This window comes from Microbacterium sp. SGAir0570, from assembly GCF_005491085.2.
GTDB lineage: Bacteria > Actinomycetota > Actinomycetes > Actinomycetales > Microbacteriaceae > Microbacterium > Microbacterium arborescens.
Window position 1 is genome coordinate 709,768 of the sequence record NZ_CP027929.1, and the last position, 17,221, is coordinate 726,988.

Here is a 17,221-nt window from a genome sequence, read left to right on the forward strand (position 1 = left end):
CGGGCATGCAGACCATCAAGAAGGTGCTCAACTCGAGCGTCGTGCTCGTCGACGACGAGCGCGGGGTCGAGCGGGTGCTGCTGGGCAAGGGCATCGGATTCGGAGCCAAGCCCGGCGACGTCGTCGACGAAGGGGCGACCGACCGGGTGTTCGTCGCGCTCGACGATGCGGATCAGCGGAACCTCGTCGAGCTGCTCGCGCAGATCCCGGGTGAGTTCGTCGAACTGACCCGGGAGATCGTGCGAGATGCCGTGGCCTCGGGGCTCGATCTGGACCCGCATATCTACCTCACGCTCACCGACCATCTCCACTTCGCCGTCGAGCGGCATCGTCGCGGCCTCGTCGTGGTGAACCGGCTCGCCTGGGAACTGCGCACCGTGTACCCCGACGAGTACGCCGTGGGCGCGCGGGGCGTGGAGCTGCTGCGAGCACGGATGCGCGTGGATGTGCCGGACGAGGAGGCCGCGAACATCGCGTTCCATCTCGCCAACGCCGCCAACGGGCGGGCCGGTGCCGACACGATGCACGTCGTACGGCTCATCTCCGCGGCGACGACGATCGTCTCGAACACCACGGGGATCGCGTTCGGCGACGACCTGCACTCGTCGCGCTTCCTCGTGCACCTGCAGTTCTTCGCCGAGCGGGTGTTCTCCGGGCGCATGCTCGACAGCGACGACGGCTTCCTCTTCGAGAGCATGAGCCGGCGGCATCCGCGCGCCACGGCGACGGCCGAACGGGTGCGTGCCCTCGTGCGGACGCAGCACGACATCGAGATCTCCGACGAGGAGGTCGCCTACCTCGCCCTGCACATCGCGCGGGCCGTTCCGGGGTGATCCCGCGTCAGTATCCGGAGCGGGTCGTGCGGTCGGCCTCGGGCACCCACGCCGTCGCGAGCGCTTCCGAGCCGCGGGCCAGGAGTGCCACGTCGGCTCCGACGAGCAGGAAGTCCGCTCCGGCGTCGGCGTAGTCGCGGGCGAGCGCGGGGTCGAAGGCGTTCACGCCCACCGGTGCGCCCGCGGAGCGGGCCTCGGTGAAGACGCGACGGACGGCGGCCACGACGTCGGGGTGCGTCTGCTGTCCGAGCAGCCCCATCGACGCGGCGAGATCGCTCGGGCCGACGAACACGCCGTCGACGCCGTCGACCGCGGCGATGGCCGCGGCTGCGTCGACCCCCGCGACGGTCTCGATCTGCACGACGAGCGACACGTGCTGCTCGGCGTCGGCCAGGTAGTCGTCGACGCGGTTCCAGCGGGCCGAACGGGCGAGGGCGGAACCCACGCCGCGGATGCCGCGCGGCGGATAGTGCACCGCGCGCACGACCGCTTCTGCTTCGGCGGCCGACGACACCATCGGCACGAGCAGGTTCTGCGCTCCGAGGTCGAGCACCTGCTTGATGACGACCGGATCGGCGGTCGAGACCCGCACCATCGTCGTCACCGGCGCCGCTGCGGCAGCCTGCAGCTGCGCGAGGACCGATTCGATCCCGTTGGGCGAGTGCTCCATATCGATGAGGAGCCAGTCGAGTCCCGCACCGGCGCAGATCTCGGCGACCAGCGGCGACCCGGAGCAGACCCACATGCCCGCGAGCGGGCGGTCGGCGCGTGCGAGGGCGTCGCGGAAGGTCGGTGTCAGACGAAACGGCATGCGATCACTCCCATCGGGCCATAGTCGCAGCGGACCGCGTCGCCGCGCGACACCCACATCGGCCGGGTGAACGACCCGGCGAGGATCAGCTCGCCCGCTTCCAGACGCGCCCCGTGCTGCGACACCTTGTTGGCGAGCCAGGCGACGCCCGTGGCGGGGTGTCCGAGAACACCGGCCGCCACCCCCGTCTCCTCGATATCGCCGTTGCGCGAGAGCAGCGCCGGCACCCACCGCAGGTCGATCTCATCGGGGCGTCGCCGCTCGGTGCCGAGCACCATCGCACCGTAGGCGGCGTTGTCGGCGATCGTGTCGACGATCGTGCGCCCCTCGAGCTCGATGTGCGAGTTGAGGATCTCGAGCGCCGGGACGGCGTAGTCGATCGCGTCGAGCGCGTCGTCGAGCGTGCAGTCCGGTCCGGCGAGCGGACGGGCGAGCGCGAACGCGAGCTCGACCTCGACGCGCACGTTCGAGAACCGCTCGGTCGCGATCTCGGCGCCGGAGGCGAAGACCGTGTCGTCGAACATGACGCCGTAGTCGGGCTCGGTGATCCCGGTCGCCTGCTGCATCGCCTTGGATGTCAGGCCGATCTTGCGCCCCACGATCCGGCGGCCCGACGCGATCATCCGATCGCGCCAGACGCCCTGGATGGCATACGAGTCCTCGACGGTGGCGCCGGGATGGCGGGCCGTGATCCGCGGGATGACGCCGTGCGTGCGATCGGCCTCGGCCAGTTCGTCCGCGATGGCGGCGATGTCGTCGGGGGAGAGCATGAGCGTCCTCTCAGAGCTGGTTGGAGATCAGAGCTGGTTGCCGAGCTTGTACTCGCCCTGCTTGTACTCGGGCAGCCCGTCATCGCCCGGGCGGGTGTACGAGAACCCGTCCGCGCCGATCGTGACGGCCATCTCGGAGTCATCGGTGCGGGCGCGGAGCGGCTGGGGATTCCCGTCGAGGTCGAGGACGAGCGAGGCCTCGGTGTACCAGGAGGGGACGACGGGGTTGCCCCACCAGTCGCGGCGCTGGTTGTCGTGCACGTCCCATGTGACGACGGGATTGTCGGGGTCGCCGGTGTAGTAGTCCTGCGTGTAGATCTCGACCCGGTGTCCGTCGGGGTCGCGCAGGTAGAGGTAGAACGCGTTCGAGACGCCGTGGCGCCCCGGCCCCCGCTCGATCGCGTCGGAGCGGCGCAGGGCGCCGAGCTTGTCGCAGATCGCGAGGATGTTGTGCTTCTCGTGCGTCGCGAAGGCGACGTGGTGCATGCGGGGGCCGTCGCCGCCGGTCATCGCGGTGTCGTGGACGGTCGGCTTCCGCCGCATCCACGCCGCGTACACCGTGCCGGCGTCATCCTGGATGTCCTCGGTCACCCGGAACCCGAGCGACTGCATGAACTGCACGGCGCGCGGGACGTCCGGGGTCACCTGGTTGAAGTGATCCAGGCGCACGAGCTCGCCGGGCGTGTGCAGGTCGTAGCGCCACGAGAGGCGCTCGACGTGCTCGGTCTGGAAGAAGAACTCGTAGGGGAAGCCGAGGGGATCCTCGACGCGAACCGAGTCGCCGATGCCTCGCACGAAGCCCTCCGGGCGCCGCTCGACCCGGCACCCGAGCTCGGTGTAGAACTCCACGGCGCGGTCGAGGTCGTCGGCCGACCGGACGCGGTACGAGAACGCCGCGACGGCGGCGACCGGCCCCTGGCGCAGGATCAGGTTGTGGTGGATGAACTCCTCGGTCGAACGGAGGTAGATCGCCTCGTCGTCCTCCTCCTCGGTGACGTAGAGCCCGAGCACGTCGACGTAGAACTCGCGCGAGGCGGCGAGGTCGGTGACGACCAGCTCCATGTACGCGCAGCGGAGGATGTCGGGAGCCGGCGCGGTCGGCGTCGGGATCGGGTCGTCGCAGGTGATCGGCGCCTCTTGGCTGACGAAGTAGCCCGAGGAGGTCCGGGTCATCTGGTCGCGGTGGGTCATGACAGCGTCCTTGCTCTCGTTGTCGGGGTGCAGTCGGGGTGCCGGGCGGCGATTCAGCTCTTGCCGAAGGTCGGGTTGTGGACCGCGCCGAGGGTGATGTGCACCGCCTGCTGGTGCGTGTAGAAGTCGATCGACCGGTAGCCGCCCTCGTGGCCGAGGCCGGACGCCTTGACACCGCCGAACGGGGTGCGGAGGTCGCGCACGTTGTTGGAGTTGAGCCACACCATTCCCGCCTCCACGGCCTGCGAGAAGTTGTGCGCCCGCTTCAGGTCGTTGGTCCAGACGTAGGCGGCGAGCCCGTACTTCGTGTCGTTGGCGAGGTCCAGGGCCTCGGCATCCGTGTCGAAGGGGGTGATCGCGACGACCGGGCCGAAGATCTCCTCCTGGAAGATCCGCGCGGTCGGGGGGACGTCGGCGAAGACGGTCGGGGCGACGAAGGTGCCGGTCTCGAACCCCTCGGGGCGACCGCCGCCGGCGACGAGCCGGCCCTCGCTCTTACCGAGCTCGACGTACGACATGACCTTCTCGAAGTGCTCGGGGTGCACGAGCGCGCCGACCTCGGTGGCCGGGTCGTGGGGGTAGCCGACGCGCACCCGCTCGGCCTGCGCGGCGTATCGCTCGACGAACTCGTCGTACACCGAGCGCTCGACCAGGATGCGGCTGCCTGCCGTGCAGCGCTCGCCGTTGAGCGAGAACACCCCGAAGATCGTGGCGTCGATCGCGGCGTCGAGGTCGGCGTCGGCGAAGACGATCGCCGGGCTCTTGCCGCCCAGCTCCATCGAGAGCCCCTTGAGGTGCGGTGCGGCGTTGGCGAAGATCAGCTGCCCCGTCGAGCTCTCACCCGTGAACGAGATGAGGGGCACGTCGGGGTGCTTCACGAGCGCGTCGCCCGCGTCCTCGCCGAGGCCGTTGACGAGGTTGAACACCCCCGGCGGCAGTCCCGCCTCTTCGAAGATGCCCGCCCACAGCGACGCGGACAGGGGAGTGAACTCGGCGGGCTTCAGCACGACGGTGTTGCCGGTGGCGAGTGCCGGGGCGAGCTTCCACGACTCGAGCATGAACGGGGTGTTCCACGGCGTGATGAGCCCCGCGACTCCGATGGGCTTGCGGTTGACGTAGTTGATCTGACGGCCGGGCACTTTGTACGTGTCGTCGGCCTGCGCGACGATCAGGTCGGCGAAGAACCGGAAGTTCTCCGCCGCGCGCCGGGCCTGCCCGAGCGCCTGGGTGATGGGGAGACCGGAGTCGAACGACTCGAGCTCGGCGAGGCGGGCGTCGCGCGACTCGACGAGGTCGGCGATGCGGTGAAGCACGCGTGAGCGCTCGCGCGGCAGCATCCGCGGCCACGGCCCGTCGGCGAAGGCTCGGCGGGCAGCGGCGACGGCCGCGTCGACGTCGGCCTTCTTGCCGGCCGCGGCCTGCAGATACACGCGTCCGGTGACGGGGTCGAGCACGTCGAACGTCGCGCCGTCGAGCGAGTCGACGAGCGACCCGTCGATGTAGTGCCGGATGGCGCCGGGGAGGTCCGCGGGCGTGTGAGGGGCGGTGAGCGTCGTGTCGGTCATCTCGTGCGTCCTTGCAACAGGGGGGCGGTCAGAAGTTGGGCAGGCCGAGCGCCTGGTCGGGGTGCTCGTGCGTCATGTAGGCGTCGAGCGTGGTCGAGCGGTGGCGCCGCGCGGCGTGCTCGATCTCGGTGAGGGGCGCCCCTCGCTCGATCAGCGCGAGGATGTGCTCGTGCTCCCGCACCGACTCCTGGGCGCGGCCCGGGACGAAGCTGAAGGTCGAGTCGCGCAGGTGGCCGAGTCGCGCCCATTCGGCCTGCACGAGCTCGAGCATCCGCGGGTTCGCGCACTGCTCGAACAGCGTCGCGTGGAACTCCTGGTTCAACCTGGTGAACGAGCGGGGGTCGAAGTGATCGAGCGACTCGGTCATCAGCGCGTTGATCTCGCGCGCGCGTCGGATGTCGTCGACGCTCAGCGCACGCGCGGCGAGCGCGGTCGCGGCGCCCTCGAGGATCGACAGCGCCTGCATGCTGAAGCGGTACTGCGAGTCGTCGACCATCGCCACGCGGGCGCCGATGTTGCGCTCGAAGGTCACGAGGCCCTCGGCCTCGAGCTGGCGGATCGCCTCGCGCACCGGCACGACGCTCATGTCGAGCTCGCCGGCGATCGTCCCGAGCACGAGCCGGTATCCGGGGGTGAACTCCTGCTCGGCGATGCGCTCGCGGATCCAGTGATACGCGCGCTGCGACTTGCTCTGCGTCTCGGGCAGGGGAGGCGTCGGCGACATCATGCGCCGCGCTCGCCGTCGTACCGGGCGCGCCAGGCCGCGTTCATCGGGAACAGGCCGTCGACCGAAGCGCCCTCCGCGACGCGCGCGGCGATCCAGGCGTCCTCGTCCTCCTGCGCGAGGGCCGCATCGACGACCTCCGCCACGAGTGCCGGCGGGATGACGATGACGCCGTCGGCGTCGCCGACGATGATGTCTCCGGGCTGGACGGTAGCGCCGCCGCAGGCGATGGTCCCGCCCGCCTCCCACGGGACGTGCTTGCGTCCGAGGACGGCCGGATGGGCGCCTGCGGTGTAGACGGGGAGCCCGATCTCGGCGACGGCGGCGTAGTCGCGCACGCCGCCGTCGGTCACGACGCCGGCCGCTCCCCGGGTCCGGGCGCGGAGGGCCAGGATGTCGCCGAGGGTGCCCGATCCGGTCTCGCCGCGCGCTTCGATGACGATGACCTCGCCGGGCGAGACCGCGTCGAACGCCTGCTTCTGCGCGTTGAACCCGCCGCCGTGCTGAGCGAAGAGGTCGGGGCGGAACGGCACGAACCGCAGCGTGGCGGCGGTTCCGACGAGCTTGCTGCCGGGGTGCATCGGCCGCACGCCGTCGATCGTCACGTCGTCGAGCCCGCGCTTGCGCAGCTGCTGCGACAGCGCCGCGACGGGCACGCGCTCGAGCTTGACGCGGAGGTCGGCGGTGAGGCCGGATGCCGGCTCGTCCGGCAGCCCGGCCGCGGCGGCGGATCCCCATGCCTCCTCGCGCTGGACGTCGTCGATCGAGGGAAGGGAGCCGAGCGCGGGGTCGAGGGCAGGGCTCGTGTCGGCGCCGACCGTCGTCACGAGACGTCCGGACGTGGCGCCGGTGTCGAGCGCGTCGACCTCGACCTCGACGACGTCTCCCGGAACGATGACCGACGATCCGGCCGGCGTGCCGGTCAGGATGACGTCGCCGGTCTCGAGGGTCACGTGCTGCGAGAGGTCGGCGACGATCTGCGCCAGGGGGAACAGCAGGCCGGCGGTCGTGTCGTCCTGGACGAGGTCGCCGTTGACCCAGGTGCGCACGCGGAGCCGGTGGGGGTCGACGGTGCGGGCGTCGATGAGGTCGGGGCCGAGGGGAGTGAAGCCGTCGCGGCTCTTCGAGCGCAGGTTCGACCCCTTGTCGGCGGAGCGCAGGTCGTAGACGCCGAGGTCGTTGGCCGCGGTGACGGCGGCGACGTGGTCCCAGGCCTCGGCGAGGGTGACATGGCGCGCTTCTCGTCCGATGACGAGCGCGATCTCGCCCTCGAACGCAAGCAGCTCGGTGCCCGGCGGGCGTTCGACCGTGCCGCCGGTCCCGGCGATCGAGCTCGACGCCTTCAGGAAGTACGAGGGGGCGGCGGGCGTGCGCCCGCGCTGGGCCGCCCGGGATGCATAGCTCAGGTGGACCGCGATGATCTTGCCCGGTCGACCGGAGCTTCCTCGCTCTTGTCTCATATTCGAAATCGTATATGATCATCGCCAGCAGAACAACGTCTGCAGACAACGTCGTCGACACCTCGGGAGCACGAAGATGAGCACCCCCACATCTACCCCCGGTCCGGCCGCTCGCAGCGGCTTCACCCCGACCGGGACCATCGCCACCGCCGCCGACCGCCGCCGCGTGGTCTTCGCCACCGTCGTCGGGACGACGGTGGAGTGGTACGACTTCTTCATCTACGCCACGGCGGTCGGGCTGGTCTTCGGTCAGCTCTTCTTCGCTCCGCTGGGTGCCAACAGCGCGTTGATCGGTTTCGCCACCGTCGGGGTGAGCTTCCTCTTCCGGCCGCTCGGCGCCTTCCTCGCCGGCCACCTCGGCGACCGGCTGGGACGCAAGCTCGTGCTGATGTGGACGCTCATCCTCATGGGCGTCGCGACGGCACTGATCGGCCTCCTGCCGACCTACGAGACCATCGGTCTCGCGGCGCCGGTCATCCTCGTGCTGCTGCGCATCGTCCAGGGCATCTCGGCCGGCGGCGAATGGGGTGGCGCCGTGCTCATGGCCGTCGAGCACGCGCCAAAGACGCGCCGTGGCGCGTTCGGCGCATCGCCGCAGATCGGCGTGCCGCTCGGGCTTCTCCTCGCGTCGGGCGTCATGGCGCTCATGGCGATGATCGCCCCCGGCGAGGCGTTCCTGGCCTGGGGTTGGCGAGTCCCGTTCCTCCTGAGCGTCGTGCTCATCCTCGTCGGCTGGTACGTGCGTCGCCGCGTCGAGGAGAGCCCCGTGTTCACCGAGCTCGCCGAGCGGCGCGAGAAGGCGCACATGCCGATCGTGCAGCTCTTCCGCAAGCACGCCGCCCTGGTCATCATCGCCGCCTTCGTCTTCGCGGGGAACAACGCCGTGGGCTACATGACCACGGGCGGCTACATCCAGAACTACGCCACCAACCCCGATGGGCCGCTCGGCTTCGACCGCGAACCGGTCCTGTGGGCCGTCGCCGGCTCGGCCGTCACCTGGCTCGTTACCACGCTCATCGCCGGATTCCTCTCCGACCGCATCGGGCGTCGCACGACCTACATCGCCGGCTGGATCCTCCAGCTCGCGGGCGTGTTCGCCCTCTTCCCTCTCGTGAACACCGGAAGCATCGGCCTCCTCTTCGCCGGGCTGGCGATCCTGACGATCGGCCTGGGCCTCACTTACGGCCCGCAGGCCGCCCTGTACGCCGAGCTCTTCCCCGCATCCATCCGGTTCTCGGGCGTCTCGATCTCGTACGCCATCGGCGCCATCCTCGGCGGGGCGTTCGCTCCGACGATCGCCACCGCGCTCGTTCAGGCGACGGGATCGACCATGTCGGTGACCTGGTACCTGGCCGGGATGACGGTGCTCGGGCTCGTCGCGACGCTGCTGCTGCGCGACCGCAGCGGAATCCCCCTCGATCCCGACCACGAGGCCGAGCAGTCGGTGAGCCCGATCGTCGGCACCGGCCGGCGCTGAACGCGGCGGCCAGGAGGACACGATGCAGTTCCATCATCACGGCTACGTCTCGGGAGATCCGCGTGTGCAGCCCGCGGCCGGTCGCGGGCTGCATCGCCCCGCCGAGCTGCCCGACCAGACCGACGTCCTCATCGTCGGCTCAGGGCCTGCGGGGATGCTGCTGGCCGCGCAGCTGTCGCAGTTCCCCGATGTCGACGTGCGGCTGATCGAACGCCGCGAGGGGCGACTCGAACTGGGTCAGGCCGACGGCATCCAGCCGCGCAGCGTCGAGACCTTCCAGGCGTTCGGGTTCGCCGAGCGGATCATCGCCGAGGCCTACAACATCGGCTGGATGAACTTCTGGGCGCCCGACCCCGACGATCCGGCGCGCATCGTGCGCACCATGCGCACGGAGGACTACGCGCTGCGGATGAGCGAGTTCCCGCACCTGATCGTCAACCAGGCGCGCGTGCTCGACTACTTCGCCGAGGCCGCGGCGCACGGGCCGGGGCGCGTCGTCCCCGACTACGGCATCGAGTTCCTCGGGCTGACCGTCGGTGACGAGGGGGACTTCCCCGTCGAGGTGCGCGTGCGTCACATCGCGGGCGCTCGGGCGGGGGAGGAGCGCACGATTCGCGCCAAGTACGTCGCGGGGTGCGACGGCGCGCGCAGCCGCGTGCGCGACGCGATCGGCCGGGTCCACGTCGGGGCGGCCTCGGCGCACGCCTGGGGTGTCATGGACGTGCTGGTCAACACCGACTTCCCCGACTGGCGCATCAAGTGCGCGATCAACTCGGCGGCGGGCAACATCCTGCACATCCCGCGTGAGGGCGGCTACCTCAGCCGCATGTACATCGATCTCGGCGAGGTCGCCCCCGACGACGATCACCGCGTGCGGCAGACGCCGATCGACGAGATCATCCGGCGTGCCAACGCGATCCTGCATCCCTACTCGATCGATGTGAAGGAAGTCGCCTGGCACAGCGTCTACGAGGTCGGGCACCGCGTCACCGACGGCTTCGACGATGTCCCGGCGGGCGCCCCGCGTGCGCCGCGCGTGTTCCTCACCGGCGACGCCTGCCATACCCACAGCGCGAAAGCCGGGCAGGGGATGAACGTCTCGATGCAGGACGGGTTCAATCTCGGGTGGAAGCTCGGTCACGTCCTGACGGGTCTGGCGGCGCCCTCGCTGCTGTCGACCTACGGAGCCGAGCGCCGGCCCGTCGCGCAGCAGCTGATCGACTTCGACCGGGAGTGGTCGGCCCTCATGGCGCGCAAGCCCGAGGAGATCACCGATCCGCAGGATCTCGCGACCCATTACCTGGCGACGGCGGAGTTCCCCTCCGGCTTCCGCACCCGGTACGCCCCGTCGGCGATCGTCGCCGACGCCACGCACCAGGACCTCGCTTCCGGCTTTCCGATCGGCATGCGATTCGCGTCCGTCGAAGTCGCTCGCGTCGCCGACGGCAACGCCGTGCACCTCGGTCACCATGCCCGGGCGGACGGGCGGTGGCGTGTCTACGCGTTCGCCGATGCCCCGCTGCCGGGCGCCCCGTCCGCCCTCGGCGACTTCGCGCGGTGGCTCGCGTCGTCCGCGTCGCCGGTGTCCGTGCACACCCCGGCGGGCGCGGACGTGGACGCGGTGTTCGACGTCAAGGTCGTGTACCAGCAGCGGTACGACGACATCGAGCTGCCGCTCGTGCCTGACATCTTCCGCCCCCGTACCGGTCCGCTCGGTCTGACGGACTGGGAGAAGGTGTACGCCGCGGCACCGAGCGCGTGGCATGATTCCGACATCTTCGAGGAGCGGGGACTCTCCCGCGACGGCGTCGTCGTGGTCGTCCGCCCCGATCAGTACGTCGCTGCCGTGCTGCCCCTGACGGCGACGGACGAGCTCGCGGCCTTCTTCGCGGGAGCCCTCCTGCCGCGCTAGGAGGCCGCGCTAGGAGTTCACACGCAGGATCTCCTCCTGGTACGGGGCGCGGATCTGCGCCGACACCCGCAGGTCGAGCAGGAGGAACGGACGCTCATCTGCGGGTCGGTCGCGCCACCGGGCGAGGGCCTCGAGGTCGTCGAGTGTTCGCACGACGACGCCCTCGCCGCCCACAGCGCGGCACAGCGCGGCGAAGTCGACCTCGGGAATGAGCATGGGTGCGGGCGCGAGGCCCTGTGCGCCGTAGAGGTGGACCTCGGCGCCGTACGCGCGATCGTTCCAGACGACCGCGAGGCCGTGGCCTCCCGCCACCCGCACGGCGGACTCCAGGTCGCTGACGGCCATGAGGCCGCCGCCGTCGCCCGTCGTCAGCACGATCGTCGCGTCGGGGCGGGCGCGTGCCGCACCGGGCACGGAGGGGAAGCCGAGACCGATCGACTGGTAAGCGGTGCCGACCATCATCATCCGGTCGGGCGACGACACGGGCCAGTACATGTTGGCCCAGCCGATGAAGTGGCCGCCGTCCGATACGACGACGCGGTCCGCGGGCAGCAGCTCCCCGATCCGCCGCGCGGCCGATCGCGGATCGAGGCGCCCGTCGGGGGCGAGTGCATCGCCGGGGTGGTGGTCGCGCAGGGCGACGATGTCGACCGACTCGCGCCATCCGCTGGCCGCAGCACCGATCGCGGTGAGCTCGTCGGCGATCGCCCGGGTGGCGAGCGCCGCGTCGGCGCGCAGATAGAGCCCGACGTGCGGATGCGTCGCCGTGGGGGCCGTGTCGATCTGCGCGACCGTCGTCCCGGGGGCGAACAGGGCTCCGAATCGCATCGTGAACTGGTTCAGCGACGCGCCGACGACGACCACGACATCCGCTTCGCGGATGAGCGACATCGCATTCTCGGCGCCGAAACCGCCGGTGACCCCGAGGTCGAACTCCTCCCGCGGGAAGAGCCCGCGCCCGAGCGCGGTGGTCGCGGTCACCGCTGAGGTGGCGTCGGCGAGAGCGCCGAGCGCGGGCCCCGCTCCGGCGAGCCAGGCGCCTCGGCCGGCGAGGAGGAGGGGGCGCTGCGCGCTGGCGAGCGCGCGCGCGATCTGACTGACGGTTCCGGTCGCGAACGGCGTGGCGGGAGCGAGCTCGGGGGCGCGTCGCGGCTCGGGCGTCTCGGTGAGGGGGCCGGCGTCGGCCTTCGCGACGTCGTAGGGGATCGCGAGAACGACGGGGGAGGAGTAGGCCAGGGCGTGCTCGATCGCGATGACGGTGGTGGCGGCGGCATCCGTCCGTCCCACCGTGTAGGTGCGGACTCCGACGGCCGACGCGAGGGCGATCTGGTCGACGTCCCACGGGCGCGGTCCCGACGTGGGCGCATCGCCGACGACCAGGACCAGCGGGGTGCGGGCCTGGGCCGCTTCGGCCAGTGGTGTCAGCGTGTTCGTGAACCCCGCGCCGTACGTCGCGGTGGCGGCCGCGAGACCTCCGCCGGCGCGGTAGTGGGCGTCGGCGGCGACCACGCCGCCCGCCTCATGCCGGAGGGCGGTGAAGGCGACCCCGGGTGAGCGCTCCAGTGCGTCGAGCAGGTGGGCGTTGCCGTTGCCCATCACCCCGAAGACGTGCGAGACGTGTCGGGAGAGGGCAGCGGAGACGTGCGCGGAGACGGAGGGCATGGCGATGCCTTTCGAGACGGAACGGTGATCGAGGCCGTATGTGTCTCACGCGCGGATGCCGCTTCGTGCCCATTTTTCGAGCACCGACGGCAACGCCGCCGCCGGACGTTCCGATTATAGGAACGACCGACGACGGCGTGAAGTGTTCGGTCCGGGTTACGCCGGGACCTTCAGTCGCGGCACCCCGGCGGTGACCGGGCGCAGCTCGCGCTGCGGGGCCTCGGGGATCTCCTGGTCGAGGGCGACCATCAGGCCGGCCGACGAGGTCGCGGCATTGGCGAGGTCGCGGACGGCAGCGGGGTTCAGGATCTCCATGTCCGCGCTCTCGAAGACGAAGCGCAGGGGGATGGACGGCTGCAGCCAGATCGATGAACGGCCCTCGTCGGACGTCCACGACATCATGAAGCTCTCGTTGCGCCGGAGCTTCGTCGCGATGACGACCTTCAGGTGCGCGAGCAGGCGGTCCGGGATCTCGATTCGGGTGTCGGAGTTTCCGTAGTGGAGCTGTCCCATGCTGTCCTCCTGAGATCGTCGATGAGCGAGGGAAGTGTTGGTTCCCTCATTAAGTATCTAGCCAGACAAGACACTTCCTGTCAATTCTTAGATCCTATGTATCTCACCATCTGTGAAAGACAGAATCTGTCAAGCCGGGCTAGTGTTCTAGGATGCTGTCGGAGGAGGTGGCAACCCGATGCCTCGAAACGTCGTCCTGCACGAAGGACTCCATCTCTACGCGGACCAACCTCGCGAAGAGGTCGGCCGTCGCCTGAGCGACGCCGTGCTGCGCCTGCGACGCGCCGAGCAGGTGCAGGCCGGGCTCGCCGTCCGAGCATCCGAGCTGTCGGCGATCGACCTGACCGCCTTGCGATACCTCGTCCAGGGCCACCGCGACGGCCGCGATCTGGGCCCGAAGGACCTCATCGTCATGCTCGCCACCTCGAGCGCCACCGTGACCAACGTCGTCGAGCGTCTGGCCTCGAAGGGGCTGGTCGAGCGCGTTCAGCACCCCACCGACCGGCGCGCGCACTACCTCGTTCCGACCCCGGAGGCGGTCGAGCGAGTGGATGCCGCCTTCGCCGCCCATCACCAGGCGATCGTGACCGTCATCGACGAGCTCGACGCGGAGCGTGCCGCCATCGCGGCCGAGGTCGTGGACCTCCTCGCGTCCGCTCTCGACGATGTCGCGGAACGCAGCGCCTGATCTCGAACGACGCTCCGGGCGCACGACGACGGAGGGGCCGGCTCGCATCAGGTGCGACGCCGGCCCCTCCGTCGTGGTGTCAGCTGTCTTCGCCCTCGGCCTGCGAGGGGTGTCCCGTCGCCTCTTCCGGGGCTTCGCCCGTGTCGGGGTGTTCGGGGTCGGCACCTTCGGCCTGACTGGGCTTCGCGTCGTCTCGTGACATCGGCGGTCTCCTTCCGGGATGGGCTTGTCGTCTCTGGCTACCACGCTTGTCCGGCCCTCGCCATCCCCTCGCTCCGGCCGGGCGGACGTGCTTACGGTCGCCCCATGTCCGACGCATCCGAATCCCTGACCGACGAAGACGCCCGCCGCGCGGAACTGCTGCGAGCCGGCGGATCGACCGAGGCCGACGCCGCGCCGCGGATCGAGACGAGCGAGCACGACGGCGTCACGCGCATCGACATCGCCGACACCGCCGCCGTGCGGCCCGGGCCCGGCCCCGGCACGCCCGAAGCCGACGGCGACGACCCGGAGGAGACACGATGAAGGCTCTCACCTGGCAGGGACGCCGGAAGGTCTCCGTCGAGACCGTGCCCGACCCCGAGATCCTCGAGCCGACCGACGCGATCGTGCGGATCACCTCGACGGCCATCTGCGGGTCCGACCTGCACCTCTACGAGATCTTCGGGCCGTTCATCGACAGCGGTGACGTACTCGGCCACGAACCGATGGGTGTCGTCGTCGAGGTCGGGTCTGCCGTCACGAACCTCGCCGTCGGCGACCGCATCGTCGTGCCGTTCAACATCTCGTGCGGGCACTGCTTCATGTGCCGTCGTGGCCTCCAGTCGCAGTGCGAGACGACGCAGGTCACCGAATACGGCAGCGGCGCCTCGCTGTTCGGCTACACGAAGCTGTACGGACAGGTCCCGGGAGGGCAGGCCGAGTACCTGCGGGTTCCGCTCGCGGACTACAACCACATCCGCGTCGGCTCCGACCTTCCCGACGACCGCTACCTCTTCCTCAGCGACATCCTGCCGACGGCGTGGCAGGGCGTGGCGTACGCCGACGTTCCCGAGGGCGGCACTCTCGCGGTCATGGGCCTCGGCCCCGTCGGGCAGTTCGTCGCGCGCGTCGGCGTGCATCGCGGCTATCGCGTGCTCGCGGTCGATCCGGTCGCCGAGCGCCGAGCGATGGCCGAGCGGCACGGTGCCGACGTCTTCGACCTCACCGATTCGGTCGCCGAGGAGCTCCGCGACCTCACCGACGGGCGCGGCGTGGATGCGGTCGTGGATGCCGTCGGCATGGAGGCCCACGGCAACCCCGCCGTCTCGACGGTGCACAAGGCGGTGGGACTGCTGCCCGACGCCCTGGCCCAGAAGGTCATGGAGACCGGCGGGCTCGACCGGCTGGCCGCACTGCACTCGTCGATCGACGTCGTCCGCCGCGGCGGCACCGTGTCGATCAGCGGCGTGTACGCCGGCGAGGCCGACATGATGCCGATGAAGACGATGTTCGACAAGCAGCTGAGCCTGCGGATGGGGCAATGCAACGTCAAGCGGTGGATCGATGATCTGCTGCCTCTCGTCGAAGACCCCGCCGACCCGCTCGGCGTCATGGATCTGACCACCCACCGCGCGCCGCTGACCGACGCGCCGGGCCTCTACGAGACTTTTCAGAAGAAGGAGGACGGCTGCATCAAGGTGGTGCTGCAGCCGTGACTCCGCCCCGGAGAGGAGACGGCCATGTCGCGTAACGTCCGGCTCATGCACTGCGCCCCCGAGGACGTCTTCGCGGTCCTGAACGACGGCTGGCTCTTCCCGGCCTGGGTCGTCGGTGCTTCGCGCATGCGCGACGTCAGTCCGGCTTGGCCTCAGACGGGGTCGCGCCTGCACCATTCGTTCGGGGTCTGGCCCTTCGTCATCGACGACAGCACATCGGTGCTCGAATTCGATCCGCCGCACCGCATGGTGATGCAAGCGCGCGGCTGGCCGATCGGCGAGGCCCACATCACCATCGACGTCAAGCCCCGCGGCGACGATTGCGTCGTGCGCATTCAGGAGGTGGCCGCGGAGGGGCCGGGATCATTCATCCCGCAACCACTGCTCGACCTGCCGCTGCACGTCCGCAACGCCGAGACCCTGCGGAGGCTCGCGCACCTCGCGGAGGGCGGCGCGGGACGGTGACGGCGGAGTACGACGCCGTCGTCGTCGGCTCCGGGCCGAACGGGCTGGCGGCGGCCGTCACCCTGGCGCGCTCCGGGCTCTCGGTCGCGGTGTTCGAAGCGGAGGACCACTTCGGCGGTGGGGCGGCGACGGGCGAGATCACGCTTCCGGGCTACCGGCACGACCTCTGCTCGGCGGTGCACCCGCTCGCTTTCGAATCCGCCTTCTTCCGCGAGTTCGGACTGCGCCGCCGCGTCGAGTTCGTCGTGCCCGAGGTGTCGTATGCGCACCCTCTCGACGGTGGCGCAGCGCTGGCTTACCGCGATCTCGATCGCACGGCCGAGGGGCTCGGAGCCGACGGCCGCGCGTACACCCGGCTGATGGCGCCGCTCGTCGAGCGCGTGCGCGGCATCGCGGACCTCACCGGTGGCTCGCTGCTGCGCGTCCCCGGCGATCCGATCGCCGCGGCCTGGTTCGGACTGCGCACACTCGAGCAGGGGAGCGCCGCGTGGAACCTGCGGTTCCGCGAGCAGGCCGCCCCGGCTCTGGTGTCCGGTGTCGCGGCTCACACCATCCTGGGCCTTCCGAGTCTCGCAGCCGCCGGTGGCGGGCTGACCCTCGCCACCTACGGTCATGCGCGCGGGTGGCCGATCCCCATCGGCGGCAGCGGCGCCATCGTCCAGGCGATGGTCGAAGACATCCGCGCCCACGGGGGCGAGCTGTTCGCGGGGCGCCGCATCCGCTCCCTCGACGAGCTCCCCACCGCCCGCGCCGTCCTGCTCGACGTCACTCCGCGTGCCCTCATCGGGATGGCGGGGGAGCGGATGCCGGCCCGGTACCGCCGCCGACTCGAGCGCTTCCGCTACGGCGACGCCGTCGCGAAGGTCGACTTCGCTCTGTCGGCGCCCGTGCCCTGGCGCGATCCGGCGATCGCGCGCAGCGGCACCGTGCACATCGGCGGCACGCGGGCGGAGATCGCCGCGTCCGAGAACGCGGTTCGGGAGGGGCGTCTGCCCGACGCGCCCTACGTCCTGGTCGCCCAGCCGTCGCTGTTCGACGAGACCCGTGCCCCGGCGGGACACCACACGCTGTGGGCGTACACGCATGTCCCCGCCGGCAGCGAGGTCGACCGCACCGAGGCGATCGTCCGGCAGATCGAGCGCTTCGCGCCGGGCTTCCGGGAGACGATCCTCGCCACTCACTCCGAGACGGCGCGGCAGGTCGCCGCTCGCAATCTGAACTATCCCGACGGCGACATCTCCGCCGGGGTGCCCTCGCTCGATCAGCTGATCGCGCGTCCCGTGCTCGCGCGAGACCCGTGGCGAACCCCTATGGACGGCGTCTACCTGTGCTCCTCGTCGACCAGCCCCGGACCGGGCGTTCACGGGCTGGGCGGCTGGTGGGCGGCCCTGAGCGCGTTGCGGCACGAGTTCGGGGTGCGGACGCGTCCCGACCTCTCGCCGCGTCTCTGAGG

General features: G+C 70.6%; 17 protein-coding genes. 8 read left to right on the plus strand and 9 right to left on the minus strand.

Annotated elements, in window-relative coordinates:
• Positions 1 to 5 precede the first annotated feature (5 nt).
• The gene (locus tag C1N74_RS03220) at positions 6 to 833 is read left to right on the plus strand and encodes a PRD domain-containing protein (RefSeq protein ID WP_023952409.1); all 828 of its coding nucleotides are present in this window, start codon (positions 6 to 8) and stop codon (positions 831 to 833) included.
• 7 nt (positions 834 to 840) lie between these two features.
• Here the strand turns inward: C1N74_RS03220 and C1N74_RS03225 are convergent, their stop codons facing one another.
• Genes C1N74_RS03225 through C1N74_RS03250 form a run of 6 tightly spaced genes read right to left on the minus strand, consistent with a single transcriptional unit; the run spans position 841 to position 7,354 of the window.
• Positions 841 to 1,644, minus strand: a complete 804-nt coding sequence (locus C1N74_RS03225; RefSeq protein WP_137749960.1) for an HpcH/HpaI aldolase/citrate lyase family protein — start codon at positions 1,642 to 1,644, stop codon at positions 841 to 843.
• Positions 1,629 to 2,414, minus strand: coding sequence for a 2-keto-4-pentenoate hydratase (locus tag C1N74_RS03230; protein ID WP_137749961.1), 786 nt, complete (start codon positions 2,412 to 2,414; stop codon positions 1,629 to 1,631). Before C1N74_RS03230 ends, C1N74_RS03225 begins: the two co-directional genes overlap by 16 nt.
• A 27-nt stretch (positions 2,415 to 2,441) precedes the next feature.
• Positions 2,442 to 3,605, minus strand: a complete 1,164-nt coding sequence (gene hpaD / locus C1N74_RS03235; protein ID WP_137749962.1) for a 3,4-dihydroxyphenylacetate 2,3-dioxygenase — start codon at positions 3,603 to 3,605, stop codon at positions 2,442 to 2,444.
• Between the two features lie 53 nt (positions 3,606 to 3,658).
• Positions 3,659 to 5,170: a 5-carboxymethyl-2-hydroxymuconate semialdehyde dehydrogenase gene (hpaE, locus tag C1N74_RS03240; RefSeq protein WP_023952401.1), complete on the minus strand. Its 1,512-nt coding sequence runs from the start codon at positions 5,168 to 5,170 to the stop codon at positions 3,659 to 3,661.
• A gap of 28 nt (positions 5,171 to 5,198) precedes the next feature.
• Entirely contained in the window at positions 5,199 to 5,897 is a 699-nt protein-coding gene (locus C1N74_RS03245) for a GntR family transcriptional regulator (RefSeq protein ID WP_258317990.1), read from the minus strand.
• Positions 5,894 to 7,354, minus strand: coding sequence for a fumarylacetoacetate hydrolase family protein (locus C1N74_RS03250; protein ID WP_137749963.1), 1,461 nt, complete (start codon positions 7,352 to 7,354; stop codon positions 5,894 to 5,896). Before C1N74_RS03250 ends, C1N74_RS03245 begins: the two co-directional genes overlap by 4 nt.
• A gap of 76 nt (positions 7,355 to 7,430) precedes the next feature.
• On the opposite strand from C1N74_RS03250, the gene C1N74_RS03255 reads away from it, so the two are divergent.
• A complete protein-coding gene (locus C1N74_RS03255) occupies positions 7,431 to 8,831 on the plus strand; it encodes an MFS transporter (protein WP_023952395.1) in 1,401 nt (466 codons plus the stop codon).
• 22 nt (positions 8,832 to 8,853) lie between these two features.
• Positions 8,854 to 10,743, plus strand: a complete 1,890-nt coding sequence (locus C1N74_RS03260) for an FAD-dependent monooxygenase (RefSeq protein WP_137749964.1) — start codon at positions 8,854 to 8,856, stop codon at positions 10,741 to 10,743.
• Positions 10,744 to 10,752: 9 nt separating this feature from the next.
• Here the strand turns inward: C1N74_RS03260 and C1N74_RS03265 are convergent, their stop codons facing one another.
• Together C1N74_RS03265 and C1N74_RS03270 are read right to left on the minus strand one after the other, a co-directional pair.
• The gene (locus C1N74_RS03265; protein WP_064956154.1) at positions 10,753 to 12,405 is read right to left on the minus strand and encodes a thiamine pyrophosphate-binding protein; all 1,653 of its coding nucleotides are present in this window, start codon (positions 12,403 to 12,405) and stop codon (positions 10,753 to 10,755) included.
• A 156-nt stretch (positions 12,406 to 12,561) separates the two neighbouring features.
• Positions 12,562 to 12,918, minus strand: coding sequence for a hypothetical protein (locus tag C1N74_RS03270; protein ID WP_023952389.1), 357 nt, complete (start codon positions 12,916 to 12,918; stop codon positions 12,562 to 12,564).
• A 178-nt stretch (positions 12,919 to 13,096) separates the two neighbouring features.
• On the opposite strand from C1N74_RS03270, the gene C1N74_RS03275 reads away from it, so the two are divergent.
• Positions 13,097 to 13,606 carry a MarR family winged helix-turn-helix transcriptional regulator gene (locus C1N74_RS03275; RefSeq protein ID WP_023952387.1) on the plus strand — a complete coding sequence of 170 codons (510 nt, stop codon included), beginning with the start codon at positions 13,097 to 13,099 and terminating at the stop codon, positions 13,604 to 13,606.
• 79 nt (positions 13,607 to 13,685) lie between these two features.
• Here C1N74_RS03275 and C1N74_RS16585 read toward each other — a convergent pair whose 3' ends face one another.
• Complete coding sequence (locus C1N74_RS16585; RefSeq protein WP_023952386.1) at positions 13,686 to 13,808, minus strand: hypothetical protein; 123 nt, start codon at positions 13,806 to 13,808, stop codon at positions 13,686 to 13,688.
• Between the two features lie 104 nt (positions 13,809 to 13,912).
• Here C1N74_RS16585 and C1N74_RS03280 point away from each other — a divergent pair, with 104 nt between their 5' ends.
• From C1N74_RS03280 to C1N74_RS03295, 4 genes are read left to right on the plus strand one after another with little or no spacing between them, the layout of a single operon-like run.
• Positions 13,913 to 14,131: a multidrug transporter gene (locus tag C1N74_RS03280; protein ID WP_137749965.1), complete on the plus strand. Its 219-nt coding sequence runs from the start codon at positions 13,913 to 13,915 to the stop codon at positions 14,129 to 14,131.
• A complete protein-coding gene (locus C1N74_RS03285; protein ID WP_103841222.1) occupies positions 14,128 to 15,303 on the plus strand; it encodes a zinc-dependent alcohol dehydrogenase in 1,176 nt (391 codons plus the stop codon). Before C1N74_RS03280 ends, C1N74_RS03285 begins: the two co-directional genes overlap by 4 nt.
• 24 nt (positions 15,304 to 15,327) lie before the next feature.
• Positions 15,328 to 15,768 (plus strand): SRPBCC family protein, encoded by a 441-nt coding sequence (locus tag C1N74_RS03290; RefSeq protein ID WP_064956152.1) that lies wholly within the window; start codon positions 15,328 to 15,330, stop codon positions 15,766 to 15,768.
• On the plus strand, positions 15,765 to 17,219 hold the full coding sequence (locus C1N74_RS03295) for an NAD(P)/FAD-dependent oxidoreductase (protein ID WP_137749966.1): 1,455 nt from the start codon (positions 15,765 to 15,767) through the stop codon (positions 17,217 to 17,219). Before C1N74_RS03290 ends, C1N74_RS03295 begins: the two co-directional genes overlap by 4 nt.
• Positions 17,220 to 17,221 lie beyond the last annotated feature (2 nt).